Below are 26,403 nucleotides of genomic sequence, written 5' to 3' on the forward strand. Positions count from 1 at the left end.
GGATCTACTGCACCTGCTGCTTGCCCGCGTCTGCGCGCGCCTGCGGGAACTGGAAGGCGCTGTTGACGTCGTAGCCCGTGGCGGCGGCCGTGTTTCCGCGCGTTGGCGGATCGATACTGCTGCTGGCATTGCCGAAGCCCAGGATCTGCACGCTGATCACCGACGGCTGGTTGCGCCGCGCATCGTCCTGGCTCTTGCGCATCACGTCCTGTGCGGCCTGGCTGGCGCTGTTGGCCGCAGCGCTTGCCGACGCCAGCGCGTTGACGTTCACCGAGGCCAGTACCGGCAGGCCCTTGCTGTCGCCCTGCACCTGGATATTGGCGGCGTTGAGCACCTGCAGTGCCGCCAGGTTGATGTTGCCCGACACGCGGATACCCGCCTCGCCGGCATCAATGGTGCCCAGCGGCGCGATCAGGTCGACATCGCCCGGCGCCACTTCGGCGATCGGGTTCAACGTTGCGATGCCGGCGCCGCTGGCCGGTGCCTGCGGCGACAGGATCACGTTGCCCCAGGTGTCGTAGACCCGACGCGGCGGGGTGTACAGCAGCGTGGTCTGCGAGCCACGGCCGGCGTTGATGTCGCCCTGCTCGGACCACGCCAGGATGTCACCACCAAAGGTGGTCATCACCCGCGACAGGCCCAGCAGCACGCTGTCCTGGCTGAACAGACGGATGTCGCCTTGGCCCTGGGTGACCAGGCCCGCGCTGGCCGGAGGTACCACGCCCTGCACGCCCACCACGATCTGCCCGCCTGGCGCCATCAGCTCGATGTTGCCACCCGCTTCGGTGCGCACACCGGAGCCGCCATACATCACGATATCGCCAGTACGGTTGATCGTTGCGCCATTGGCATCCTTGTCCGGCATCAGCGTGGCGATCGCTTCGCGCCCGCGCAGGTAGGAGCCGAAGCGCGGCCCTTCTGCATTGGTGTACTCACGACCACCTTCGCGCAGTTCAGCGTAGTAGACCTGGCGCAGGAAGATGCGCTGCTGCTCCTTCGGCAATGCGTCGAACACGGCCAGTGCATCCAAGCCTTCGCTGGATGTACCGAAGCGCTGCTGCAGCCACTGCTTCAGTTCCTTGTCATAGATCTTCACCGCCTTGCCGGGCTGCGAAGCCAGCGATTGCGCCGGGTCGGCGAGCGCGGCCGGATCCAGATAGCGTGCGCGCAGTGCATCGAAATCAAGATGCTGGTTGCCTGCGGTCACCGCAATGCTCGCACCCGGCCGGGTGTCACCCTGCACGATACCGCCGAGGCTGACGATGCTTCCCGCCTCTTCCTGGCGCAGCTGGCGGCCGGCGCTGACCTCGACATTGCCGGGGCCGGCCACCGTCAGATTGCTGCGGATGATGTCGCGACCCGCGTCGATCCCGCTGATATCGGTACTGCTGGTGTTGAGCGCGGTAACGTTTGCATTGATGACATCGCGACCGGCGCGCAGCTGTACTGCCGAGCCTGCTTCGTACCAGTCGAACACGGTGCGCCCGTTGTTCCCCGTATCGCGCGACAACTGCCGCCTGCTGCCGCTGCCCAGCCCGATGATGTCGCCGGCCACGGCATAGAATCTGCTGGCTACAGTTGGGGTAGTTGGTAGCAGCGCGCCGAGCGCTGTATTGGGACCGAACGCGAAATACGGCAGCACGGCCTCAGGGTCGGCCCTGCCCCCGTCCACGGATACGTTGCTGCGCACGGTTCCGGCATTTCCCGGCCCCCGCGCGATGAAGCCAGGATCGAACGGGCCCGGAACGCGGGCATCACTGCTGGAGCGCACAATCTGGGTGGCCTGTTCGGCAGCCAGGATGGATCCTCCTGCCAGCACCTCCAGTCGACCCGACGCCGAGGGCGCCAGCAGGATGACATCCTGGGCACCGAGGGTGGCGCCGCTCGCCCGCAGACTGGCGAGATTGATGTTGCCGGAGGCCGCCAAGGCGCTGAACCGGGACGGATACAACCAGTAGTTGAGGATGACGTCACCATCGCTGGGGCTGATGTCTATCACCTCCCTGCCCTGGTTGCTTCCGCTGGCATGCTGCGTGCCGACCAGGCCCGGCGAAAGGTTCCCGCCTGCCGAGAACAGGTCCAGTGCGGTGCGTTGTGTCCACAGCGAGAACCAGCTCGAGCCCGACGCGTGGCTGCCATCGTCCAGCAGGATATCGTTGAAATTGGCCACCGGCACCCGCCCGGGGTCGGCCGCACTTCCCAGCACCACATCGCCGCGCGCCTGCACCAGTGCGGTGGAATCACCCAGGATGAGCACCGGCCCCGCCATCGCCACCGGGGCGTCGGCCACGAACGGATTCTTCAGCCCCAACGTTCCGTAGCTGCTCTGTATCGCACTGACACTACCAATGCGCGCCGCCTGCAGCAGTGTGCTGCCGCGTAGATTGGTCACGGCGCCATTGAGATCCAGATCCTGCAGGAAACCTTCGGGCTGCTGCGCGCTCGCGCGCAGGCCGGGGTTGAGCGCTCCACCGCTTCGCAGCGTCAGGTCGCCGCCCCCCGTCAGATGCAGCTCACCGTCGCTGACGCGTCCGGTCGACCCAACCGCAGCGACGATCGCGCTGGAATGGGGCGCCGTCAACAAGCCCAGGGCATTGCCCATCGGCGAGATCACGCCCGAGTGGCGGCCGGCTTCCAAGGACAGATTGCCCCCACCCAACGTGCCGAAGCCGGTGAAGCCGACCATGCGGGGCGTCGCGTCCAGTTCGGCGCCGACGGTGCTGTAGGTGCCGAAGTTGATCCACCAGCTGGTTGCTGTGGTCTGCACACCTTCCGTCGTGCCCGAACCCTGCCGCCACAGCCAGCTTCCCACCGCGGCACTGGAATGCCCGGCCTGGTCACGTTGCGCCGTGCCCGATTCGGAGCGGCCGGTCCAGACATCGCCGATGATGTCCCGCCCCGCTTCAACACGCAGATTGCCGCCCTGGTCCGGGTACCACGCCTGGTAGCCGGCGATGGCCGCGTCATAGGATCCGGAGGCCTGCGTCGCGCCGAGCAGCGCGGTGTTCATCGGTTTCGGCGCACGTGCCGCGTTGAAGCGCGCGTCGTTGCCATCGCCCAACAACGTCGGCGCACCTGCGGTGTACACGCCGAAGCCGGACTTCATGCGAACGTCCTGCGCGGCCAGCAGTGCCAGATCACCCTTGCCGGTACGCAGCACGCTCCAGGCCGGTGCCCCCAGCCGCTTGCCATAGGTCGTGACTTCCGTCAGCGTGCCGCCGCCATAGCAGTAGCCCATTGCCGCGCAGATCTCTTCCTCCGACATGCCCATCTCGGCACCCAGTTCCGAAGCCGGGCGGCCGACCCAGGATTCATCGCCCCACCATGCCAGCGAGCCTTCCTTGTCCACCAGTCGCGGGGCGGGGCCGCAATTGGGTCCGGACTCACAGACTTCGTTCTCGGTCAAACCCAGCTCCCGGGCCAGATCAGCCACGGGCTTCCCGACCCACGATTCGTCACCCCACAGATTCAGCGAGCCGTCCAGGGTGATCACGCGATCACCCTTCCATTCCGTCGTCGTGGTGACAGTGCCGATGGTGCTGTAGTGGCTGTCGGCCAGCACGATGCTGCCGTCGCTACCCCAACGGCGGGTCCGCGGATCGGCAGCCGCCGTATCCGCACCGGCCACCGCGGTCAGATCCCACGAGGTGGTGCCGTCGGGCAGCATCGCCGCCAGCGCCCAGTTGCGCCCCTGGCGCCCGCTGGCATCGGCCGTTCGCAGCTTCACCGGCGCATCGCCGGCCAGCTCCACCTTGGTCATCGACGGGATGATCGCACCGGCATGCAGGTCCAGTGCGCCGGAGAGCTTCATTGCCATGGGCAGGGCGACACCGGCCGGCCACACCTGTGCGGCCACCGGCGCCGGCGTGCGCAGGCGGAAGCCGGCACCCAGGCGCGCACCCGCCTGCAACGTCAATGCCTGGGCCAGCACGGTTCCAGCCGCAACCACCTCGCCACCCGCCGTCGTCACTGCTGCGCCCAGCACGGTACCGGCCGGCAGCAGCAACGGTCCCGACAGCCGCATCTCCGTAGGCAGCACGGTTCCGGCCGGCAGGGTCACGGCCTCGAAGGGCAGTGCATAGTTCAGCGTGGCGCCAGCACGGAATTCGGTGCCGCGCTGCAGCTGGACACCTTCGCCGGGCACGATCAGGTCGCCGCCGAACGCGGTGTTGGGCGCACCGCTACTGCGCCCTTCCAGCAGCACCCAGCCGTCCTCATCGGGATTGGCGGGCGGCGACGCGAAGCCGTCGTTGATGCTGCCATAGACATTGATATCGCCCTCGGCACGCAGCACCAGCGCGGCCGATTCACCGAAGCCGCGGCGCGCAGGATCGAGCCGGTTCGACTGCGGTCCGTAGCGATAGCCGGACAGATCGATATCGCCGGCCACGACCAGATCGCCACGCGGGTTGTCACTGCTGGTCCGCGCCACGATCTGCACGCCGGGGCGCAGGCGGTAGCTGCCCAAGGCGGCAGTGCGCTGCTGCAATCCCGTATTGACCAGCGCGGCGTTCATCCACTGGCTGTTGTCCGGGTCCACCACCGTATCCAGCCATTGCTGGTTGATCACCTGCGGACGATGGCCATGCACATCCGGAGCGCTGGCCAGCGGCGCCGAATCATAGCTGCGGAAGGCGTTGACCTGGACGTCGGCGGCACCGGCGATGCGGATGCCGCTGGCCACGTTGATCGCGGCGTCGTTGCTGCCCACGCGTGGCACGTTGAGCTTGACGCTGCCGCGTGCGTGGCCATCATTCTGGCCGGGGCCGCTCCCCGCGGCCACCGACGTGCCGGCGCGCAGGTCCATCGAAGAGGCAACGCCCAGCTGCACGCTGCCATTGGCCGAGGTCAGTTCGATCATGGCCCGGTTCGGGCTGTCGATGATCTTGCCGTAGCTGTCCACGCGCAAGGCGCTGCCATGCGCGTCCAATGTGCCATCGATACGCAGCACATCACGGGCCGACAGGCGGATGCTGCCGACCTGTTCGCCACTGGCATCAATGCGGCCATTGACGAGCAGGCTGCCACCATCGACGCTGATATCAACGTTGCGTGCCTTCACTTCATCGCCGATCACCAGGTCGCCTACGCTCAACTGGAACGTCCGGCCACCGGTAATGCCACCGGCGGTAAGCCGGGTGTTCAGGCCGGAGAAGTCCTGCAACTGGCGGGCACGCACTACCAGCTCGCCGCCGTCGTAGGGCACTTCGGAGCCACCGGCGTCGTAGCGGCCGCTGGCTCCGCCAAGCAACGTGCCTGCCAGATCCACACGGCCGCCCTGCGCGCCCAGCGCAGCGACCGTCAAGCGGCCGCCGCGGTTGTTGCGGGCGGAAAGATCGATGCGCGACGCCGCGTCGGCAACGATGTCACCGTCACGGCTCGACAGCGCTACGTCGCCGCCCCAACTGTACTTGTCCACGTCGAACAGGCTGACCTTCCGCCCCGCCATGTCCAGCACTGCATTGCTGCCAAGCGCCACGCCCTGGCGGGCATTGGCTTCGAACCGGCCGGACGCCAGCGCCACCCCGCTGTCGATCACAACGCGTTCGGCCGTGATGGACAACTCCGCACCCAACGCATCGCTGCCCGCGGTTGCCGCAGCACCGCGCAACTGCACCGTACCGCCATTGCGGATTGCCAGCTGCGCGCCCGCACTGCCGGTCAGCAGCGGGGTAACGATATCCAGCGCGCCGCCGCTGAACTGCCAGCCGCTGCCTGCCGCGTAATCGCCCTGCCGCTGGAAGACATCCAGACTGCCCTTGCCGGAGAACAACATGCGATCCGATGCTGCCAGGGTAACGCCGGCGAAGCCGAGCACCTGGCGATCCGCGGCCACCGACGAACTGGGCCGGGTAAAGGGCGCACGGCCCAGCTCCAGCGCCCTTGCATTGATTTCCAGCTGCCCTTGGCCAAGCCGGCCCACCATCGCCTCGCCGGCCGGCTGGGTCTGCTCACCGCCGGGCAACGTGGTGCCGGCCAGCGTACCGTCCCAGACCAGCGTATCGGCGAAGATGCGTGCGCGATCGGTAGCGGTGCCGTAACCGTGAATGGCCGGTGCGCCCAGCACCAGGCTGCGCAGGCTGCTGCGTCCGGTTGCGCCCTCACGGGTGTCCAGGTCCACGCTGCCGAAGACATTGATGGCATCGCGCGCGGTCAGGCTGAGGGCCTCCAGCGCCGGCGCGCCGGTGGCGGTGTTTCCGCGCAGCAATCGCTGCAACACCTCCTGGTTCATGGTCATGCCGACCGGCAGGCCGCCGGCCGCCGATGCCGCCGCAATGGCTTCGGCGCTGCCGAGGTTGAGTGCCGACATGCCCAGGCCGAGCTGGCGCGTGCCGTAGCTCACCGCGTCGCCAATGTTCAGGGCGCCGTCGGTGACCACGTTGATGCTGCCTGCCGACAGCAACCGGGTCTGGCCGCTGCAGTCCAACGCGCATCCGCCGATGTCGATCGCCACCGGACCTGCAGCGCCTCCGCCCTGTGCACTGAGCGCCGTCAGGCGCTGGTTGGACACGGCAAGCAGGCCGCCCGACACCAGGTAGGGCGCCGTGGGCTGCGCAACACGCGACGAATCGGCCCCGGTCAAGGTGTCGATCGCAGCGCCCTGCTCGATCAGGATCCCCTTGCCTCCGAAGGCGGCCGACAGCAGCACTTCCTGCGCCGTCAGGGTGACGCCGTTGCGCACCACGATGTGCTGCGCGCTGCCTTCCAGCGAATAGGTCGTCGCGTCACGTCGCAGCACGCCGCCAATCAGCATCGTTTCCGGGCGGAACGCATTGAGCGCGGAGTCGAAGATGGTTGCACCGCTGCCGCTGCCGGCGCTGTCGCCTTCGGTGGCGATCTCCAGCACCGCGCCATTGGAGGTGCGCAGGTTGACCGAAAGCGTGCCACCGCGCCCGTCATTGCTGCCGGCGTTGAAATGGGACAGGCCCTGGAAGATCGCGGCCGGCACGGCCGAACGTCCTGCGCCGTCGCCCAACACCAGGTTGAGGTTGCCGGCGTCGGTCGGCCGCCAGCGCAGCGCTTCGCCACGCCGCTCGGCCACGCCCTGCACGAACGCGCTGTAGGAGGTCTCGTTGTAGCTGGCATGGCGGCGCACCACCTCCGCCGGCGTCAGCACCAGATCGGTGAGCAGCGGTGAGACACCACCGCCCAGGCTCTGCGCCTGGTGTCCACTGACGCGCCAGGAGCCAGTGCCGGTCGCCACTGGCTGGCGGCTGCCGACGGCGCCTTCGGCGCCAACTTCGACGCGGAATGCGCCCTTCTGCAGGGCGTAGCTGGCCGGCAGCAACGTGTAGGTTCCCGCCGGAAGGCCGGGAACGCCGGCGGTTATGACGATCTGTTGGCCAACGCGCGGATCGGCACTGCCGTCAGCGGTGCCCAGCGGCGCCTGCGTGACCGAGTGTCCCGGCATGATCGCGTAGACCGCATTGTCACTGCCGCTGAAGCGGTAGCGCGGGTTCGCATCCGCCAGCGCATGCCGCAGGATGTCCACCGAGCCACCGCGCCCTGCCACGAACGCGGCACCGGACAGCTCGCCTCCGCCGGACACATCCAGCACGCTGCCCGCCGCGCCACTGAAGGCATTGGCCACGATGTCGATACCGATCGGGATGCTGATCGAGCCGGGGCCCAGTACATCGAAGTCGGCGCCGTTGCGGCGCCAGCTCACACCGTCCACGGTGCCGCCAAAGGGCAGCACCAGCCCGGCGCCACTGATGGAGGTCACGCTGCCGGCAAGCAGATCGACACGGCTGGCACGATTCGAATTGAACTCGTTGCCGCCCAGCTGCACGCGGCCCCACGGCGCCTGCACCGTGCCGCCCTGCACCACCGTTGCCGCCACCAGCTCCAAACTGCCGAACGCAGAATCCGGTGCCGGCTGCGCGCCGCCCGCAATGCCATGGATGCGCAGCACGGCGTCGGGGTTCTGCCAGGACGGCACCCCCGAAGGACCGATGTCGGGAACGCCGGCCACGATGCGTCCCTGGGCCCTGGCCGCAGGGAACAGGCGTGCGGCGCTGATATCGATCGAACCCGGGCTTGCCAGCGTGGAGATTCGTGAAGTGCTGGCGACTGGCGCCAGCATGCGGATGTCGCCGCTGCTGCGCAGCCCGACCTGATCAAAGCCGGCCAGCCAGGTGACGTCGCGCAGGTCGATCAGATCGGCGTCCACCTCCAGGCGATGCTGCCGGCCGGTATCGAACGGTGCCTCCAGCGGGCGTAGCGTGCCTTCCCCGGCCGGCTGCCACCAGCGCCCCTGCGCAAGGCGGACATACGGCGCGGCCAGTTGCAGGCGGCTGCCCGCGCTGTTGCCCGGGACGAAGCCGAGGTAACGCTCGTTCACGCCCTGCAGGCGCAGGCTCTGGTCCATGCGCAGAGTGACATCTCCCTGGGCGCGGATATCGCCGAACAGGGTCAGATGATCGAAACCACCGGCCTCGACCTGCTCCACCGACAGTGCCGCATGGCCGTATTCAAGGCGTGCAGGCAGGCTCGCCGTCTGCGCGGCGTGCTGGGTCAGCGAGATCACCCGCGGCGCCAGCACCTCCTTACCGTCTGCCGTTCTGCCGTAGGTGCCGCCACCGAAGGCAACACCAAGGGTGCCACCGCGCGCACCGTCGCCGCCCGCCGCTGCATCCAGTTCGCCGTGCAGGTACAGGGCATTGCCCGCACGCAGCACGATGCTGCCGCCATCGCTGTCGACCCGGGTACGCCCGCTGCCATCGATATCGAGCAGCGCCGAAGCACCGGACGCATCCAGCCGTGCACCGCGCTCCACCACCACGAAGGTATCGGGCGGCAGGTGGCGCACGTTGTCCTGGTCTTCCCAGTCCAGCGCCCCCCCGATCTCGATGGTTCCGCCCTTGCGCACCTGCCCGCGCAACGTCCTGCGCGCGTCGGGCAGGGAAACGGTGTCGCCACTCACGTCAAGCAGTGCGCCATCGGCGATCGTCCACTGGCGCTCGCGGCGTGCATCGCCGCGTACGCCCGACGGATCGAATGCCTCGTCCAGGCGGATGCGCCCGCCGGCCGCCTTCAGACTACCGGCCACAGTCAGGTTGCCGGCGCTGAACAGTTCGATCGACTGGCCCGGGTCGACCTCGATCCTGGCCCCCTTGCCAACGCGCAGGTCGGCCGTGGACAACAGATGCCCGGCGCGCAGTGTCAGGCTGGCGCCGCCACGCTGCGACACGCGTCCGCTGGCTGGATCGGCCTCATACAACGATGGCGTCCAGGCCTGAATGCCCTGCTCGCGGGCCAGTGCCTGCTGTGCGCCCTCGGCCAGGCGCAGCGCCGGTCGTTCCACCTGCAGCTGGGTACCTTCTTCAACCGTCAAGCCGTTGTGACCGGCGATGTCATAGCCGGCAAAGCCACTCTTGAACAGCGCTTCCTGCAAGTGCAGCGACGCCGCCGATGCGTCCGTGCCAGGCGCGCCGATGGCCACCGCACCGCCTGTTGCCAAAGTGAAGTTGCCGCTGCCATTGCCGAGCGCGCTGAAGCGAGCGTCCTTGCCGATACGCAGCCGGCCACTGCCGTCGGTGGCGACCTCGGTGCTGGCCGCGAGCAGGCTGACACTGCCCCCCTTGCCCACGCGCCCCTTGCCATTGGCATCGATGACACCACCGGCATCCACCGAAATCCGTGCACCCTCGCCCACGTTGATGTCGTGGCTGCCGTTGAAGCGCAGCTGTCCACCGTCGATCCACGCCTGTGCGGGACCGCCTTCCGGCGAGGCAAGCGCATTGCTCCAGCCGCCGCCAAGATCGATCCGCGCGCCCGCCGCAACATCGAGCGCGCCGCGTCCGGAGGACAGCAGGGCCGTCGGCCTGCCGAGCACCAGAAGCAGGTTGCCGGCCTCCACCTGGCCGCCGGCAATCTGCACCGTTCCGCCGAGGCTGACGCGGCTTGCGGCAAGGCCAAGCCGGCCGCCCTCCTGCAACCTGAGCGTGCCGTCCAGATCGATGCGGCCGGCCGAAGCGAGGTCCACCTGCCCCCAACGCTGGGCGCTCAGGACCTCACTGTCCAACCACACGGTATTGCGCTGTGCTTCCCCGACCGGCGCCTGCAGCGTCCACGGCCGGGTGTCGGCCTGGAGCTCTCCGATGCGGACCTGCGAATCGAACACTGCACTGCGCCCGGTGTTGTCGAAACGCCCAAGCCAAAGCTGGGCGTTGCGGGCCGCCGCCGTCTGCGCCTGCGCGTACCCGTCCTGTCCCTGGTCTGGGCGGCGCGTCTGCTGCACGCCCTGGAAGGCCACCGTATCCACCTGGCCCTGCAGGACGGCCGTGGGCGCCGAGATCAACAGGCGGCCGGCGTCGCGTCCCACGGTGTAGCCATTGTCGAAGCGCTGGCCAGGGGCAACCAGTGGATTGCGGAAGGATTCGGTGACCCCCCAACGCTCCTGCTTCAGTTCGTAGCCCTGGTACAGACCGTCGTACAGCATCTCCGCCGGCGCATCGTCAAGCCGGTACAACTGGCCATCGCGCCCACGCAGCCAGCTCTGCTGGACCACGCCGGACTGCACATCCAGGCTGCCACCGGCCAGATTGATGCGCGAACCGGCGTGGCTGACCACTTCCCTGCCTGCCAGCTGGACGGTGCCGCCCTGCGCCGCCCATTCGCTGATCGAATGCCCCTGATTGTCCAGGTAGCCACCCACTTCCAGCAGGCCGCCGCCGGCATACCAGCGCGTACCTTCATAGCCACCGGTACCGGCGCCAACTTCGATCAACTGGCGGCGGTCGATCCACACCTCGCTGCTGATCAGCTTGCCGCTGTCACGGTTGTCCGGCGAATCGCGCAGCTCGTTGCCCTGCACCTTCACCTTGACGTTGTTGCTCTCCATCGCCACCTGCACGCCCACCGCACCGGAGACGTCCACGCGCGCGCCATCATCCAGGTAGCTGCGCCGGCTGGCGTCGGCGATCACCTGGCCGCCGGTGGCCACCGCCAGCGAGCCGGCCTGGAAGTTCACATCGCCGCCGGAGACGACTTCGATGCGTGATTGCTCCCGGCGGTCCTGCAGCCGCGAGAGATTGTCGAAGGTGCCACTGTTGCTGGCGCCACGAAGCTTGTCCTGCTCGGCCGATTCCCTGATGAGGGCGTCGCGCTGGCTGTCAAGCGCGGTGGTCTTGCCATCATCTTCGATCAGCACCGCCGTCGTCGAACCCGTGGCCAGGGTCACGCTGCCCTTGCTGTCTGAGGACGAACTCAGCAGATGCACGGTGCCGCGCTGGTTCAACGTCGTTGTGGCCACAGCCACGCCGGCCTGTTCGACCGTGCGACCGGCAAGAGTGACGTCGCCCTCGCGCGCTTGGATCAGACCGCTGTTGCGAACGCTGCCGGCCGTGCTGTCGGTGGCGAAGCGCGGCGCGATCTCATTGCCCCGCGTGGTCGAAGCCGTGTTCTGCGCCGTACCCGCGCCACGGCGGATCACGAAGCTGTCGCCGGCCGCCAGCTGGGTCTGGCCCCTCCGGGTTTCGATCTGGCCCGCATTCTCCACGCTGTGGCCGGCCAGCAGCACATAGCCACCGCCGCGCGTTGCGCTGGTGGGCTCATGCGTGGTGATGCGCGCACCACGTTCAACCATGATCTTGCCCACCGCATCGGTCAGGGCGGACGTGTTCGCATCAACGCTGTACAGACCGTTGTCACGGAACTGCGCGTCGCTGATACGTGCTGCAGCGGCCACCAGGTTGCGGACGTTGACCTGGCTGTTGTTGCCGAACACCACGCCATTGCGGTTGGCAACGAACACCGTGCCATTGGCCTTCAGCTGGCCGAGAATCTGACTGGGCCTTGCGGCCGGATCATTGACCCGGTTCAACACGGCCCAGTCAGCGTTCTGCAGGAAATTCAGCGTGGTGTTGCCACCGATGTTGAAGGTTTCCCAGTTCAGGATCGCGTGGTCGGCGGTCTGCTCGATGCTGACCTGCACCCGGCCGTCGGCGCCCAGCGACTGGGTCGCTTCGCGGGCATTGATCCAGCCACGGGTCAGCGGATTCTCGTCCACCTTCAGGCCATCCTTGCCCAGCCCATCGGCCACCACGAAGCCCGCCTCGCGTCGCGCCTGCCTGGCCTGCTCCTGCATGCGCTGTTGCAATGCGATGGCCTGCGCGGCCGTGCCGAGGTTGTCGATCGACTGCTGCAGCTTCTGTCGCGCCGCATCCTGCTGTTGTGCAGGCAGCTGGAACTGGATCGGCGCGCCATTGGGCATACGGCCACTCTGCGCTGCCGCACCTTGGGCGGCGCCGCGGTCGGCGAACCAGCCGGGGCTGAAGGCCTGCTGCGCCTGGCTGGCAGGAGCGACCACGCTGCCCAGCGCCACGGCCACGGCCCAGGCCATCGGGTGGCTGCGCCAGAGGGAGGCGGAGAAACGGGCGGCGGGCGAATGCGGGTGCGACATCGGGGACCTCGTCAACCTGATGGGCCGCGTCGGCCGCGGCGAGTACGAAGGGGGCCTGCGTAACGCATGCCCTGCACCTGATAGACGGTGGCCGCGGCGTGAAGACGACAGCTCAGCGCGGATGCGGTGCCACCACGAAGGAAAGCGCCGGCATTTCGGCCGGCGCTTCGATCAGCAGGTGTTGCCTTGCAGACAGTTACAGCGGACGGCCGATGCTGGCGCAGGTGCTCGGGTTGTTCACGGCGCCAGCATTGCTGGCAGTCGCGAAGCGGGCACGGACCGCATCACGCCAGGCCTTGGTCAGCGGGATGAACTTGTGCGCGCGGATCGCGGCATCGTTCGGGCCCTGCTCGACGCCGGCGACCACGACACTGCCGTAATGGCGGGTCAGGAAGCCACGCACGTTGGCGCCGACAGTGGCGTTCTTGTAGCACTGGCCGAACACGAAGTTGGTGTAGCCAGCGATCGGGTAGCCCGCGCTCGGGTTGCCGAACACCGGCACCCAGTTGGCGGGATTTTCAGCAGCGGCGCCGGTCGGCGGCGCAGCGGTTTCCAGGGTCGCCTGCACGCTCACTTCATCCGGCGAGAAGGACTTGACCTTGGCCACCTTGGTGGCATCGGTCAGGCTCGGGATGACGTCCGGGCCAACGTAGCCGATGCGGCCGTCAACGGCGTACACCGCGTTGTACAGCGAGGTGCCACCGGTGGCCGGCGCGGCGATGAAGTTCGACGGCACGGTGGTGAACAGGTTGGCGAAGGTCGACTGCACCGAGAACGCCGGCACGCCGTTGGTCAGCTTCAGGGTGGTGCCGGAGACGTCCGCCGGCTGGCAGGCGCTGGTCAGGAAGCGGGCCAGCAGCTCGCTGGTACCGCTGCTCTCGCCACGGTAGACAACCTGCAGGGCACCGGTACGGCCCGAACCAGCCAGCTGGCTCCAGTCATTGATCTTGCCGGAGAAGATGCCGCAGATCTGGGTGACCGACAGATCAACCGCCGAACCGGCCTTGTTGAACGGGATGGTGACCGAGGTGGCGACCGACGGGATCTGCACCAGCGCGCCGAAGCGGTTGGCATCGCCAGCCACGTTGTAGGTGCTGTTGTAGGTGCTCAGCTCGGTGCTGCTCAGCACCGAGTCGCTGCCGGCGAAATGCACGGTACCGGTGGTCGAGAACAGCGCCGAGTTGTTTTCCAGGAAGGCCTTCTTGCCGGTGCCCGAACCGGTCACGGCGTAGCTGAAGTTGGCCGGCAGGATGCTGTCGGCCTGGCCCTTGTAGAGGTCGGCCGGCAGCGAAGCGCCGCCGCCGGTGACAGCGGTCTGGGCCGACGCGGCACCAGCAGTGGCGAGCAGCGCGGTAGCAACCAGCGCGGCCAGGGTCTTGTACTTGGTCATGATCTTCTCCTGAAGGGTTTACTGCGAAGGTGAAACACCAAGGGAGGAACGGTCACTACACGCCTGCTGCCGCCGAGGGCCTCCCAGCCCACTCTGCGGCGACAGGGACATGCTGGGCGCCGCCGATGACAGGCCGCTTAAGAAACCTGTGGAAGATCGAAAAAAGGTGTGGAGGATTGTGTGGAGAATCGAAAGCCTGCCGCGCTGCGCGCTCGCCGGGCATGGCCCGTCGCTACCCGTGATGCGCTTCGCGCATCACTGCACCAGCTGGTTCATTTCCATGATCGGCATCAGCACGGCCAGCACGATGGTCAGCACCACGCCCCCCATCACCAGGATCATCGTGGGCTCCAGCAGTGCAGTGAGTGCCATCGCGCGGCGTTCGATCTCGCGCGAGATGGTCTGTGCAGCGCGGTCGAGCAACGGCGCCAATGAACCGGTCTTCTCGCCACTGGCCACCAGATGCACCAGGATCGGCGGATACACTTTCTGCACCTTCAGCGCAGCGCCAAGCGAAGTACCTTCGCGCACGCGTGCGGCCACATCATCGGCACAGCGCGCCAGCAGCGCATTGCCCAGTGTCTGTCGTGCGGCGTCCAGTGCGCGCAGCAAGGGCACACCGGCATCAAGCAGGATCGCCAGTGTCGATGCGAAGCGTGCGCTGTTCACGCCCAGCACGAAGCGCCCCACCATCGGTACGCGCAGCAGCAGGGTGTCCCAGCGCAGGCGAAGATCCGGCCGCCGCAGGGCCAGCCGCCAGCCCACCACCAACGCGCCGATACCGATCCCCGTCCATGCACCCCACGCGCGTACGAACGCACTGGCCGCCAGCATCACCTGGGTCAGCATCGGCAACGTCTGCCGCGCCTGCACGAACGCAGTCACTACCTGGGGAACCACGTAGCTGAGCAGGAAGATCACGATCGCCACCGACACCAGGCTGATCGCCGCCGGGTAGATGAACGCCGTCAGCACCTTCGCCTGCAGCGCGTTGCGCTCTTCGATGTAGTCGGCCAGGCGCTCCATTACCCGCGCCAGATCGCCGGAATCCTCGCCCGCGCCCACCAGGGCACGATAGATCGCGGGAAAGTCGCGCGGCCGCGCCGCCAGCGCCACGGTCAACCGTTGGCCGGCGCGCACATCGGCACGCACCGCAGTGAGTGCCTGCGCAACGTGCGGGCGTTCGGCCTGTTCGATCACCGCGCTCAACGCGCTTTCCAGCGGCAGGCTGGCGGCCAGCAGGCTGGCAAGTTGCCGCGTGGCCCAGGCCAGTTCGCTGGCCGACAACCTGCGCGTGCCCCAGCCACTGCCGGAATTTCGTGCGGCTGATACCTGTACCGGTGTCAGCCCACGCCCGCGCAGTTGCTGGCGCACGCCGCGCGCGCTGTCCGCGTCCAGCTGCCCCTTCTCGATGCGCCCCTGTGCGTTGGCGGCCTGGTAGTCGAACAGTGCCATGCGCGCCTCAGTCGTCGCCGGTCACGCGCAGGATCTCCTCCAGCGTAGTCACCCCGCTGTCGACCCAGCGCTGCCCGTCCTGGCGCAGGGTGCGCATGCCGGCGCGCCGCGCGGCCTCGCGCAGCGCAGGTTCGCCCTGCCCTTCATGGATCAGTGCCCGCACGCGCTCATCCACCACGAACAGTTCGTGGATACCGGTGCGCCCGCGGTAGCCGCTGTTCGCACAGGCGGGGCAGCCTACGGCCCGCCACACGGTGCGGCCCTCGGCATCCACTTCGGCACGCCGGCACTGCAGGCACAGCCTGCGCACCAGCCGCTGCGCCAGCACGCCACGCAACGATGAGGCCAGCAGGAAAGGTTCCACGCCCATGTCCGCCAGTCGGGTCACCGCCGAAATCGCATCGTTGGTATGCAGCGATGCCAGCACGCCGTGACCGGTCAGCGACGACTGCACCGCGATCTGCGCCGTTTCCAGGTCACGGATCTCACCGATCATGATGGTGTCCGGATCCTGGCGCAGGATTGCGCGCAATGCCGTGCCGAAGCTCATGCCGATGCGCGCGTTGACCTGGATCTGGCCGATGCCTGCGAAGTCGTACTCCACCGGGTCTTCCACCGTGAGGATGTTGCTGGTGCTGCTGTCGAGCTGCCCCAGTGCCGCATACAGCGATGTGGTCTTGCCACTGCCGGTCGGCCCAGTCACCAGCACGATGCCATGCGGCTGGCGGATCAACCCGGTGAAGGTGGCCAGCGTATCGTCGGCCATGCCGAGGCGTTGCAGCTGCAACCGCCCGGCATCCTTTTCCAGCAGGCGCAGCACCGCCCGTTCGCCGTGCCCGGTGGGCACGGTGGAGACGCGGATATCCAGCGGCCGGCCCCCCACGCGGATCGCAATGCGCCCATCCTGCGGCAGGCGCTTCTCGGCGATATCCAGGTGGGCCATGATCTTGATGCGCGAGACCAGCGCCGCGTGCAACGCACGTCGTGGCTGCACCATGTCACGCAGGGTGCCATCGACGCGGTAGCGCACCACCGAATGGGTTTCGAAAGGTTCGATGTGCAGATCGCTTGCACCGTCACGCGCGGCCTGTGCCAGCAGGGCGTTGATCATGCGGATCACCGGCGCGTCGTCCTGTGCATCCAGCAGATCGGTCACCTCGGGCATGTCCTGCATCAGCCGGTCGAGATCGACTTCACTTTCGGCCGCGCCCACCACCGCAGCGGCATCGCCACCGTCACGATACTGCTCGCCCAACCGCTGCTGCCAGGCCGCCGCATCCAGCACCTGGAACGGCAGCGGCCCGTGCCGGCGGCGCAGCTCGGCCACCGCCCAGGCGGCGGTCTCGGCAGTTCCCAGCAGGACCGGCGCGCCACCTGCTTCGGCCAGCATCACGCCGTGGCTGCGCACCCAGGCATACGGCAGCGCTGGCGGCGGCGTGGCCATGCTCATGGGCCGATGACCAGTTCCGGGGTGTAGCCCAGCCCGCGCAGCTGCTGCAGCGCCGGGTCGAGCGTGGCCGGGTCGCGTGCCACCCGCACCCGCAGTCGCTGTCCGGTTTCGCCCGGCGTGGTTTCGGCATAGGCCTGCAGGCCAAGCGCGCGCACCTGTGCCACGGCCTGCGTGGCACGCGCTGCATCCAGCCCCTGCGCGAACTGCACCACCTGCACAGTGCCCTCGCTGGCCGGATACAACGCCGCAAGGCTGCCGTTCTGCAGCGGCTGGCCCTGGCCATCACGTGCATTGCCCTGGCCCAGCACCGACAGATCCTGCGGCGGCAGCTGCGGTGCCGACAGTGCCGGCAACGCCCAGCTCTGTACCGGCTGTGCAGCGGCCTGGGCGTTGCGCATGTAGTCGTAGCGGTCGCGGGTCAGGCGCTGTCCGGCGGCCGGGTCGCGCACCACGTGCGGGCGCAGGAACACCATCAGGTTGGTCTTGGCCCGCTTGCGCGTGTCGCTGCGGAACAGCGCGCCCAGCACCGGGATCTTTCCCAGCCCCGGAACAGCATCGCGGCCATGGCTGACGCTGTCTTCCAGCAGGCCGCCCAGTACCATGATCTGGCCGTCATCAAGCAGCACGCTGGTGTCCAGCGCCCGCTTGTTGGTGATGATGCCGGCGCTGCCCGAGCTCTGCGCATCGATGCTGCTGACTTCCTGGTAGATGTCCAGCTTCACCGTGCCGCCCTCGGAAATCTGCGGGCGCACCCGCAGCTTCAGGCCCACGTCCTCGCGTTCGATGGTCTGGAACGGGTTGTTGCTGCCACCACCGCCATCGGTCACATAGCGGCCACTGACGAAGGGCACGGTCTGCCCGACCATGATGCTGGCCGCCTCGTTGTCCAGCGTCATCAGGTTCGGCGTGGAGAGGATGTTGGCGCCGCCTTTGCTCTGCAGTGCGTTGGCCAGCGCCTTCATGTTGAGGATCTGGCCCACGCCCGGCAGGTTGATCGTGCCGTCGATCACGCCGACGTTCAGCCCGTCCTTCGGCAGCACGTCGAGCGTGGTGCGCGCGGTGGTGTTCAGCCCGCTACCACCGGTGGTGCCGCCGAAGTGGGTGCCACCGAAGGTGCGACCGTTGCCCAGCATCCATTGCACGCCCAGCTCGGCGGCGTCGGTCTGGTTGACCTCCACGATCAGGCTCTCCACCAGCACCTGCGCCCGACGCTGGTCCAGCTGATCGATCACCCGCCGCAGGTTGCGGTACACCGGCTCCGGGGCAGAGATCAGCAAGGTGTTGGTGGCGATGTCGGCCTGCACCGAAATGCCGTTCTGGCTGAAGCCGGTGCTGCCGGCATCGATCGGTTCGCGGCGGCCGGGATCAAGCCGCGGCGATTCCAGCGCATTGCCTTTGTTCTTGCCCTGTGCAGGCTGCGGCGGCGGGCTGGCATTGCGGCTGGCCTCGCCCGGCAATGCAGTGATGCCGTCGCTGCTGCCCATTGCCGGCGCATCGCTCTGCCCGGCCACCACGCCCCGCAGCACCCCGGCCAGCTGGGTCGCCTGGGCGTTGCGCAGGTACACCACATGCAGGTTGCCGGACTCGTCCTGAGCCTTGTCCAGCTTCTCGACCAGCTGCCGCGCCAGGCGCGTGCGGCCCGGGCTGCTGGAACGCAGCAGCACGCTGTTGCTGCGCGGGTCGGCCATCACCACCACCTTCTGCGCCGGCTCCGCGCCCTGCGCATCCAGCAGCGGTGCGACCATCGCAGCCACGTCCACGGCAATGCCCTGCTGCAGCTTCACCACGTCGGTGTCCATGCCGGCCGGCGTATCCACGCTGGCGATGACCCGCGCGATGCGCTCCAGGTTGTCGGCGTAGTCGGTGATGACCAGCGTGTTGTTGCCGGGGTTGGCGGTGATCGGATTGTCCGCAGTGATCATCGGCCGCAGCACCGCCACCAGCGCCGCGGCACTCTCGTAGCGCAGGGCAAACGTGCGCGTGGCTATTTCGCCGCCCGCGCCACCGGCACCAACGCGGCCGCCCAGCAGCTTGGCATCGGCCTGCGGCACCACCCGGCTGACACCCCCGCTTTCAACCACGGCGAAGCCGCGCATGCGCAATGCACCCAGCAGCAGCTGGTAAGCCTGCACGCGGCTGACCGGCCCATCGGAGACCACGGTCATCTTGCCGCTCACCCGGGGGTCGACCAGGAACTGGCGGCCGGTGAAGCGTGCCGCCATGCGCAGCACCCCACCGATATCGGTGTCCACCAGGTTCAGCTGCACCGGTTCGCCATTGGCGTTCTGCGCCTGCACCGGCGCGGGAAGATGGGCCAGGCCCACCACCAGTGCCAATGCCGCGCTGCAGCCCAGGCTGCGCATCGCCTTCATGGATGGCCACCGCCCTGGGCGGCCATCACGATGTTTCCGGAAATCCGTGCCGCCGGCATGTTCGCGTCCCCTGTTCGTTGCAGTTGCAGTTGCTGCAGTTCGATGGCCGGGTCGGCCAGCAAGGGCAGCAGCCAGTTCCAGAGCGCATCGGCGGGCACACTGCGCACCTGCAGGTGCCAGCGCCCGTCACGCGTTTCGATATGCAGGCTGCCGGCCAGGCCCGCAGCGGTGATCTGTTGGCGCAGGCCTGCAAGTGTCGGCCGCCGGCCTTGCGCCTGCTGCTGTTCACGGGCGCGCAGCAGCGGTGCAAGTGCTGCCGCCTGCGCCTGCAGCCGTGGAAGCTCAGCCTGCCAATGGCTGCGCTGCTTAAGCAGCGGCTGCAGCCAGCCCAGCCACAGTGCGGCCGCCGCTATCGCTGCAGACATCAACAGCAGCATCGCGCGCTCGCGCGCCGCCAGCCGCTGCCAACGCTGCGACAGTCCGCGCACGAAGCCCGCCGGCCGTAGTTCCGCTGTGGTCACGGCGCAGTCCCGCTGCTGATCCGCAAGCGGCCACCGGCTTCGTGCGCAAGCTGCAGCCCTTGTGCCTGCATCGCCTGCTGCCAGCGCTCCAGCCGTTGCGCGTCCTCGGCCAACACCTGCGCGTCAGCGTCCAGTTCCAATTCCATCTGGCCCGGTTGATAGCGCAGGCTGCGAACCTGGCCAGCCAACTCGGGGATGGCCTGCAGCACGCCGGCAACCTGCTGCTGCACGGCAGGAAGTGCCCGTGGCGCTGCCGGCGCCGCCAGTGCCCGCCGTGCCTGCACCACCGGATCGACCACATCGTGGATCTCGGGGAAGTGCGTGCTGAACTGCCGCGCCATGTCATGCTGCAGGGCTTCACCCTCGCTGTGCCAGCGCGACACCTGCAGTTGCAGGCCCAGTGCAGCCAGCACCGCCGCCGCCAGCGCAAGACCGATGGCCAGGCGTGGCGCACCTGCACCCGAGGCCGGCAACGGCAGTGACCAGCCAGGCAGCGGACCGCTGCACTGCACCGCCTGCGTCAGCACGCTGGCCGGCAGACGCTCGGCCCAAGCGGGCGGCACGGCATTGATCCACTGCACTGCCTGCACCCCGGCCTGCTGCAAGCGCACGGCCAGCACCTGCATCACCGAGGCCAGGTCACGCCCACCGCACCACTGCACGAAGCCACGATCACGGCCACAGCGGACCAGTACCTGCTCACCACACAGCTGCAGGGTGGCCTGGCCGACCGCCCACGGCAGCAGCAAGGGCGTTGGGTGCAGCGCCTGCAACTGCAGCCCGCACTCCTGCAGCTGCTGCTGTACGCGCGCAATCGCCTGCAGGCCAAGCCACGCCACCGCCACCGTGCCATCGGCCGCCTGGGTGCCATGTCCCAGCGCCACCTCCTGCAGATCATCCAGCAGCATCGCTTCCACTTCACCCTGCAGGGCCGCCTGCAGGCGTCGCCCGGGCAGCGGCGGCAGCTGCAGCTCAAGCAGGATCAGGTCCTGCGGATCAAGGCTCGCATGCACCCTCGCCTGCGGAAAGCGCTGGCCCAGCGTCGACAGAGGGTCGCTGCCCGTGGCCAGCACGCGGTCCTTGTGCAGCTGCGCCCACTCAACCGCGCTGTCCCCATCCAATCGTTCCAGCGCCGGCAGGCGCACTCTCAGCTGCAGGCTCATGCGCCGATCCTTGTCCATACCCGTTGCACACGCACGCTGTCATCACGGTACTCGCGCCAGATCAATGCGCGGAAATCCACCGATGCGCCGTCTGCCTGTACCTGCCCTACCGCCAGGAACCACTCGCTGTGGATACCCAGCGGCATCAGCGCCATCTGTTCGTTGCTCAGCTGCAGCCGGTTGGCGATGTCGCCGCGGTTGAGCAGCCAGTGGCCACGATCGCGCTCGCCCAGCAGCGCCTGCAGGCGCCCGGCTTCCACCCCCGGTGCAACCGCCTGCAGTACGGCGATATCACCTGTATTGGCGTTGACCAGGGTCTGCGCTGGCAGCACCACCGTACGCCGCGCCAGTGCCTGTATCGCCACCGGATCGGCGCCTGCCAGCACCTGCTCGATCAGCGACTCACGCGGCAACGGTGCACGCGCCTGCCGATCGCCATCGCGCAGGCGCGACTGGACCTGCGTTGCGGCGCTGGCACAGGCCGCGCGGGGCAGCCCCTGCCCCACACACAGCGAAGTGAACGCACGCAGTGCCTCTACGGCAGGCTGGCCGTCAGCCAGCAGCGTGCGCAGGTTGAACCTCGACTGCGCGTCCACCAGCTGCAGGTGCACCGGCAGTGGCGCCTGCAGCTGCACCGGCCGCGCCCAGCGCCCGTTGCCAACGGTAGTCAACTGCTCGCGCGCGTCGTCACGCAACTGCTGCGCCGCGCGTTCCAGCGTGACGTCCACCGCCATGCGTACCTGCATGCGCAGCTGGTCGCTGCGTACCGCACGCAGCTGTGCGGCCTGCCGGGTCAGCAGCGCAGTGGCGATCACCGCCACCAGTGCCACCACCAGCATCGCCACGATCACCGCCATGCCCTGCTGGCGGGCAAACGCACCTGGAATGTTCCGGCGTGCCATTGTCCGGCCTCACAGCTGCCAGGAGCCGATGTCCGCGTTGCCGGCCTCACCGCCGGGCTTGCTGTCGGCCCCCAGCGAGAACACATCGATATCGCCGTGCGTGCCGGGGTTCTGGTACTGGTAGGGGTGCCCCCACGGGTCATCCGGCAGGCGGTCGAGGTACGGCGTGACCGGCATCGCGCCGCTGCCCTGCGGCGGTTTCAGCAGCGCCTGCAGCCCCTGCCCGGCACTGGGGTAACGCCCATTGTCCAGCCGGTACAGCTTCATGGCCTGCATCAGTGCGGCGATGTCCTGGCGTGCCGCCACCACGCGGGCCTGGTCCGGGCGATCCATCAGCCGGGGCACGATCAGTGCAGCCAGAATGCCGATGATGACCACCACCACCATGATCTCGATCAGGCTGAAGCCCTGCTGCCGAGCCCTGCGACCACCCATCTGCATTGCCATTGTTCCGCCCTCATCATCCTGGAAGAGACCGCCGCCCCATGGTCAGCGGCGCATGTGTCAGTACGATAAACATCCTGCGGAAATCGGCCGTTCCTGCAGCCGATCACCCACACCGCGCGCATTCCCCACGCAGGCAGCGTCCAGCAGCGACGACGGAACGCGCGCAAGCGTTTCCTCCACGCAGCGCTGCAGCAGTGGCGCGGCACACGCCTGCAGCAGGCGCATGCACTGCAGGGGCGACCAGGCCATGCCATGATCGAAGCCGATGAATTGCCGGTACACCTGGTGATAGCGAAGATCGTCGTGCAGGCGCTGCACGCTGCCAGGGGCGCACAGCGCGATCAGCAGCACCGCACGCTGCACCATGCGCACCTCCGCGCTCTCCTGCGCAAGCGTGGCCAAGGCCGCTTCAGGCCACGGCTGCAGGCATGCGTCCAGCGCCTGCCGCAGCAGCATCAACGGATGGCCGCTGACATCCAGCGCTGACCACCTTGCCGCATCGGCCCAGGCATCGCTGGACAGCATCCACACCCACGGCTGCCCATAGCGCTGCACATTCACTGGGGCGTGCCGCGCCTGCTCCAGCGACTGGCTCAGGTGGCGGTCCAGCTCCAGCATGCTGATCCTGCGACTGTCGTTCATCGGCGTCGCCTGCGCTCCGCGACGCGGGAGCGTCGTACTCTGCAGAAGACGTCAGCAAGGCAACCGAAGCGACAGCACGAATGCGATGTTGAGCAGTGCGTGGCAGCATCGCGGGAATGTCACCGCAACGTCATCCGCCTGCAGGCTTGCAGGTCCAGGCGCGGCGCCTCTCCGCCACTCCGCCGGGCCAGCACGGCAACGTCGCTGCGCTGCGCGAATGCCGCCAGCGCGTGCATCGCGTCCGCGTCATCCAGCAGCGCCGCCGTCGTCGCCTGCAGCAGTGGCAGCTGCCATCCCTCCATCTGTGCATCGCTGGCGGCCACGAACCAGTGCCACAACCGGTGGTAGCGCACGTGATCGTGAAGTGCCGCCAGACCCTCGATGCCGTGCATGGCCATCAGCAACAAGGCACGTGCCAGTGCAGCGGCAGGCAGCATTCCCGATTCCGAAAGTGGCAGCGCCTGCCGCTGCAACCGCAGCAGCGTCGCCAACGGATGGTCCTGTGGCTCGAACTCCAGCAGCACCGCCTGCTGCCGCCATTGCGGGTCGGACACCACGCATACCCACGGCGCGCCATAGCGGTGCACCATCAGCGGCCGCCGCTGGGTGGTTTCCAGCAGCGCCGACAGATTGCGGCGCAGATCCAACACACCGATGGTCTCGTTGCGCATCCTTGGCCTCTCCATGCATGCAGCGGGCGTGCGCGTCGCGCGCAGCCAGGGTCTTACCCCAAGACGGCAATTCCACCGGGAAAGCGACGCAGGCCGAGTGACAGCGTCTGCCCGAGCTGCTCCAGTGCGGCATCCGGATCATCAATGCGGAAGCGACCACTGACCGGCGCCCGCGCCAATGCGGATTCGCCCAGCAGCACCTTGCCGCGCCGGTAGCGGTTGATCTCGGCCACCACCTCACGCAGTGGCGCGCGGCGGAACACCAGCATGCCTTCGGTCCAGGCGCTGACTTCGGCCGCCACGGCTTCGGCCACCACGCCACTGAGGCGCTCGTCATACACCGTCTGCTGGCCGGCCTGCAGCTGCAGGCGACCTTGCGGATGCTCGATGCGCACGCTGCCGCGCAGGCAGGTCACGCGCACCTGGCCATCGGTATTGCGCACATCCAGGCGTGCTGCGCCCTCGTCGGCCACCAGGCAACCCGGCCCGGCGAACAGCGCCAGGCGCGCTCCCGCAGCGGCCTCGATCGCCGCCTGTCCCTGCACCAGCTCGAAGCCTTCACCCTGGGCATCACTGCGCCGGCGCAGGCTGCTCTGCGTATCCAGTTCGATCTTCAGGTGCGGCGTCGGCGCAATCTGCAGCCGCTCGCCGGTACCGGTATGGAAATCGGCGGTCATCGCCGTCACCGAAGGCCACAGGCCCAGTGGCGGGTGCAGCGCAGCCACCACGGCCAGGCTCGCAGGTGCCGCCACGGCCGCACCCAGGAATGCGCGCCGGCTCCAGCGTTGTGCCGGGGTTGCAGGCTGCGGCTGGCGCGCAGCGGCAGGCAGCTGCTCACCGGCCAGGCGTACCTGTTCCCATTGCCGTTTCGCGCGCGCAAAGGCGTGCCGATGGCCGGGATCGGCCTCGCACCATTGGCGGAATTTCCTGGCATCGGCCGCAGTGGCTTCGCCCGAGGTCAACCGTACCACCCACGCGTGGGCCTGGCGCTCCACGGCGTCGAGCGGGCGGTGCGGTTGGTCGTCAGCGTCCATGAGGGCTCTTGCCGTCCCCGCACGCTGCGGGGTTCTGCTCGGCGTCAAAGTGTAGACGGATGCCGTGCCTCAGAACCGCACCTGCCGTCCCTGCCCGCTGCGTTCGGCCAGGTAATCCTGTGCGGCTTTCAGCTCACGCTGCACCAGCCGCAACGACACGCCCAGGTGCTCGGCCACATCGCGCTGCTGCAGGCCGTCCACGCGGATCGCCAGCAGTATCCGGCGGCGGCGCTCGGGCATCCGCTGCAGCAGCCCGACCATGTCTTCCAGCGCCATCTCCTGCTCGGCCGCCTGTGCCGGCCCCGGGCCGGGATCGGCCATGTCCATCAACGTATCCACTTCTTCCAGGCTCAGCAGGCGATGGTCGGCGCGCTGGCGGTCGATCACGGTGTTCATCGCCATGCGCAGCAGGTACGCCGCGGGGTTCTGTACCGGGTCCAGGCGATCGCGGCGCGTGCTCAGGCGCATCCAGGTGTCCTGCAGCGCGTCGCCGGCCAGCTCTTCCGAGCCCAGCTTGCGCACCAGGCGGCGCTTCAGTTCGTCGTACGCGCCCAGCAGATGGTCCATCAGGTCTACCGCCCCAGCCGTGCTGTTGCTCATGTTCGATTCCTTGACGTCATGGTTGGGGCGGGCGCCGGCCACAGTCGTGGCCCGCGCTGGAAGGACGAATCTGCAGGGTCACCGGCTGCGGCAGCGCGGCAGCATCGGCGTCCAGCCGCAGCGCCTGCATCGCCTGCAGAAGACGCGCATCGCGGCGGGTGCTGCCGCTGCCGGCAAGCAGTTCGGGTTCCTGCACCTGGCCGTCGTTGGCAATGCGGAAGCGCAGCGTCGCCGCATAGGCGCCCGGTGCAAGGTCAGGGTCGCCACAGAACGCAGTGCGCAGCCGCTGCTGCAGGTCGCCGAAGCGGCGACGCTGCCCGAGGTCGTTGGCCACACCGGTCGCAGAGGCCTCGGCAGCGGCGCGTGCGGCGCGGCGCAGGACCACGCGCTGCGCGCCGATCAGCTCGGCCTCGACACCCGTATCCTGCAGCACCACCTGCAGCGCCTGCAGTGGCGGCAGGCTGGCTTGCAGCGGATGGCTGCTGCGGCCCGTGCCGAGGTCGCCGGGATACATCACCGACCAGCCGCTGACGACGCTGAAGCGCTCGACCGCCTGTTCCAGCGGCTGCGCGGGAATGTCATAGGCGCGGATGTCGTCCTGTGCGGCGGCAGCGAAGGCGAACAGCAACCCGGCGGCGGCCGCCACCCTCCAACGTCTGATCGCATGCTGTCCATTCAGCCCCCTGACGTAGAACACATGACCCTCGGCAGCGACATCAGCTGCAGCGGCGAAGCGCGGTGCGACCAGGCGGGTCGACCTGCGCACGGCCGGCAAGCGGGTCAAACCGTAGCGGCGTCACGTGTCATTGCGATGACGGCGGCGCGCAGGGGACGCGCCGGGCCGTTCAGACCGGCAGTTCAGTGGTCTGCTTGATCCGCTGCATGGGGATTTCGGTCTTGGTGTTCTGCACCCCGGCGATCCGGTTGAGGTGCTGTATCTGGAACTGCCGGTACGCATCAAGGTCGGCCACGGCCACCCGCAGCAGGAAGTCGCAGTCGCCCGCCATCAGATGGCATTCAAGCACTTCCGGGAAGGACTTGATGCTGTTGATGAAGTGGTTGGTGGTGTCTTCATCCTGGCCACGCAGCCACACGCGGACGAACACCGTGAACCCACGCCCGATCCTCGCCGCGTTGAGCAGGGCCACGTAGCGATCGATGTAGCCGCCCTCTTCCAGCAGGCGGACCCGGCGCAGGCAGGCGGACGGCGACAGCCCCACCTGTCGCGAAAGCTCCAGGTTCTGCAGGCGACCATCGCGCTGCAGGGCGTCGAGGATGCGGCGATCCAGGTTGTCGAGCTGGTACTGCATGAAATTTCACCCATCAGGCTTATGGCCACATGATATTCCA

Annotated in this window: 15 protein-coding genes; all 15 read right to left on the reverse strand. The window is 68.2% G+C overall.

Features of this window, described 5'->3' with window-relative positions; genetic code table 11:
* Positions 1 to 4: 4 nt before the first annotated feature.
* Positions 5 to 12,406: a filamentous hemagglutinin family protein gene (locus AC3WTC_RS01415; RefSeq protein ID WP_492710190.1), complete on the reverse strand. Its 12,402-nt coding sequence runs from the start codon at positions 12,404 to 12,406 to the stop codon at positions 5 to 7.
* Between the two features lie 196 nt (positions 12,407 to 12,602).
* Positions 12,603 to 13,796, reverse strand: a complete 1,194-nt coding sequence (locus AC3WTC_RS01420) for a substrate-binding domain-containing protein (protein WP_025874374.1) — start codon at positions 13,794 to 13,796, stop codon at positions 12,603 to 12,605.
* Between the two features lie 255 nt (positions 13,797 to 14,051).
* Positions 14,052 to 15,251: a type II secretion system inner membrane protein GspF gene (gspF, locus tag AC3WTC_RS01425; RefSeq protein ID WP_481444516.1), complete on the reverse strand. Its 1,200-nt coding sequence runs from the start codon at positions 15,249 to 15,251 to the stop codon at positions 14,052 to 14,054.
* Positions 15,252 to 15,258: 7 nt separating this feature from the next.
* On the reverse strand, positions 15,259 to 16,695 hold the full coding sequence (gspE, locus tag AC3WTC_RS01430) for a type II secretion system ATPase GspE (protein WP_481456003.1): 1,437 nt from the start codon (positions 16,693 to 16,695) through the stop codon (positions 15,259 to 15,261).
* 2 nt (positions 16,696 to 16,697) lie between these two features.
* A complete protein-coding gene (gene gspD / locus AC3WTC_RS01435) occupies positions 16,698 to 19,073 on the reverse strand; it encodes a type II secretion system secretin GspD (protein WP_492710193.1) in 2,376 nt (791 codons plus the stop codon).
* Positions 19,070 to 19,594, reverse strand: coding sequence for a type II secretion system protein M (locus AC3WTC_RS01440; protein WP_313248193.1), 525 nt, complete (start codon positions 19,592 to 19,594; stop codon positions 19,070 to 19,072). Before AC3WTC_RS01440 ends, gspD begins: the two co-directional genes overlap by 4 nt.
* Positions 19,591 to 20,757: a type II secretion system protein GspL gene (gspL, locus tag AC3WTC_RS01445; RefSeq protein ID WP_492710195.1), complete on the reverse strand. Its 1,167-nt coding sequence runs from the start codon at positions 20,755 to 20,757 to the stop codon at positions 19,591 to 19,593. Before gspL ends, AC3WTC_RS01440 begins: the two co-directional genes overlap by 4 nt.
* The gene (gene gspK, locus AC3WTC_RS01450) at positions 20,754 to 21,614 is read right to left on the reverse strand and encodes a type II secretion system minor pseudopilin GspK (RefSeq protein ID WP_492710249.1); all 861 of its coding nucleotides are present in this window, start codon (positions 21,612 to 21,614) and stop codon (positions 20,754 to 20,756) included. Before gspK ends, gspL begins: the two co-directional genes overlap by 4 nt.
* Positions 21,615 to 21,668: 54 nt before the next feature.
* Entirely contained in the window at positions 21,669 to 22,106 is a 438-nt protein-coding gene (gene gspG, locus AC3WTC_RS01455; RefSeq protein ID WP_033831258.1) for a type II secretion system major pseudopilin GspG, read from the reverse strand.
* 57 nt (positions 22,107 to 22,163) lie between these two features.
* Positions 22,164 to 22,748 carry a hypothetical protein gene (locus AC3WTC_RS01460; protein ID WP_059064331.1) on the reverse strand — a complete coding sequence of 195 codons (585 nt, stop codon included), beginning with the start codon at positions 22,746 to 22,748 and terminating at the stop codon, positions 22,164 to 22,166.
* A 119-nt stretch (positions 22,749 to 22,867) separates the two neighbouring features.
* Positions 22,868 to 23,419: a hypothetical protein gene (locus AC3WTC_RS01465; RefSeq protein WP_492710198.1), complete on the reverse strand. Its 552-nt coding sequence runs from the start codon at positions 23,417 to 23,419 to the stop codon at positions 22,868 to 22,870.
* Positions 23,420 to 23,472: 53 nt separating this feature from the next.
* Positions 23,473 to 24,453 (reverse strand): FecR family protein, encoded by a 981-nt coding sequence (locus AC3WTC_RS01470; RefSeq protein ID WP_025874364.1) that lies wholly within the window; start codon positions 24,451 to 24,453, stop codon positions 23,473 to 23,475.
* A 69-nt stretch (positions 24,454 to 24,522) separates the two neighbouring features.
* The gene (locus tag AC3WTC_RS01475; protein WP_025874363.1) at positions 24,523 to 25,053 is read right to left on the reverse strand and encodes an RNA polymerase sigma factor; all 531 of its coding nucleotides are present in this window, start codon (positions 25,051 to 25,053) and stop codon (positions 24,523 to 24,525) included.
* Positions 25,054 to 25,069: 16 nt separating this feature from the next.
* Entirely contained in the window at positions 25,070 to 25,750 is a 681-nt protein-coding gene (locus AC3WTC_RS01480; protein WP_032974850.1) for an STN domain-containing protein, read from the reverse strand.
* A gap of 148 nt (positions 25,751 to 25,898) precedes the next feature.
* The gene (locus AC3WTC_RS01485; protein ID WP_025874361.1) at positions 25,899 to 26,363 is read right to left on the reverse strand and encodes an Lrp/AsnC family transcriptional regulator; all 465 of its coding nucleotides are present in this window, start codon (positions 26,361 to 26,363) and stop codon (positions 25,899 to 25,901) included.
* Between the last annotated feature and the right edge of the window lie 40 nt (positions 26,364 to 26,403).

The organism is Stenotrophomonas sp. FW305-C-20-S1, assembly GCF_058783335.1.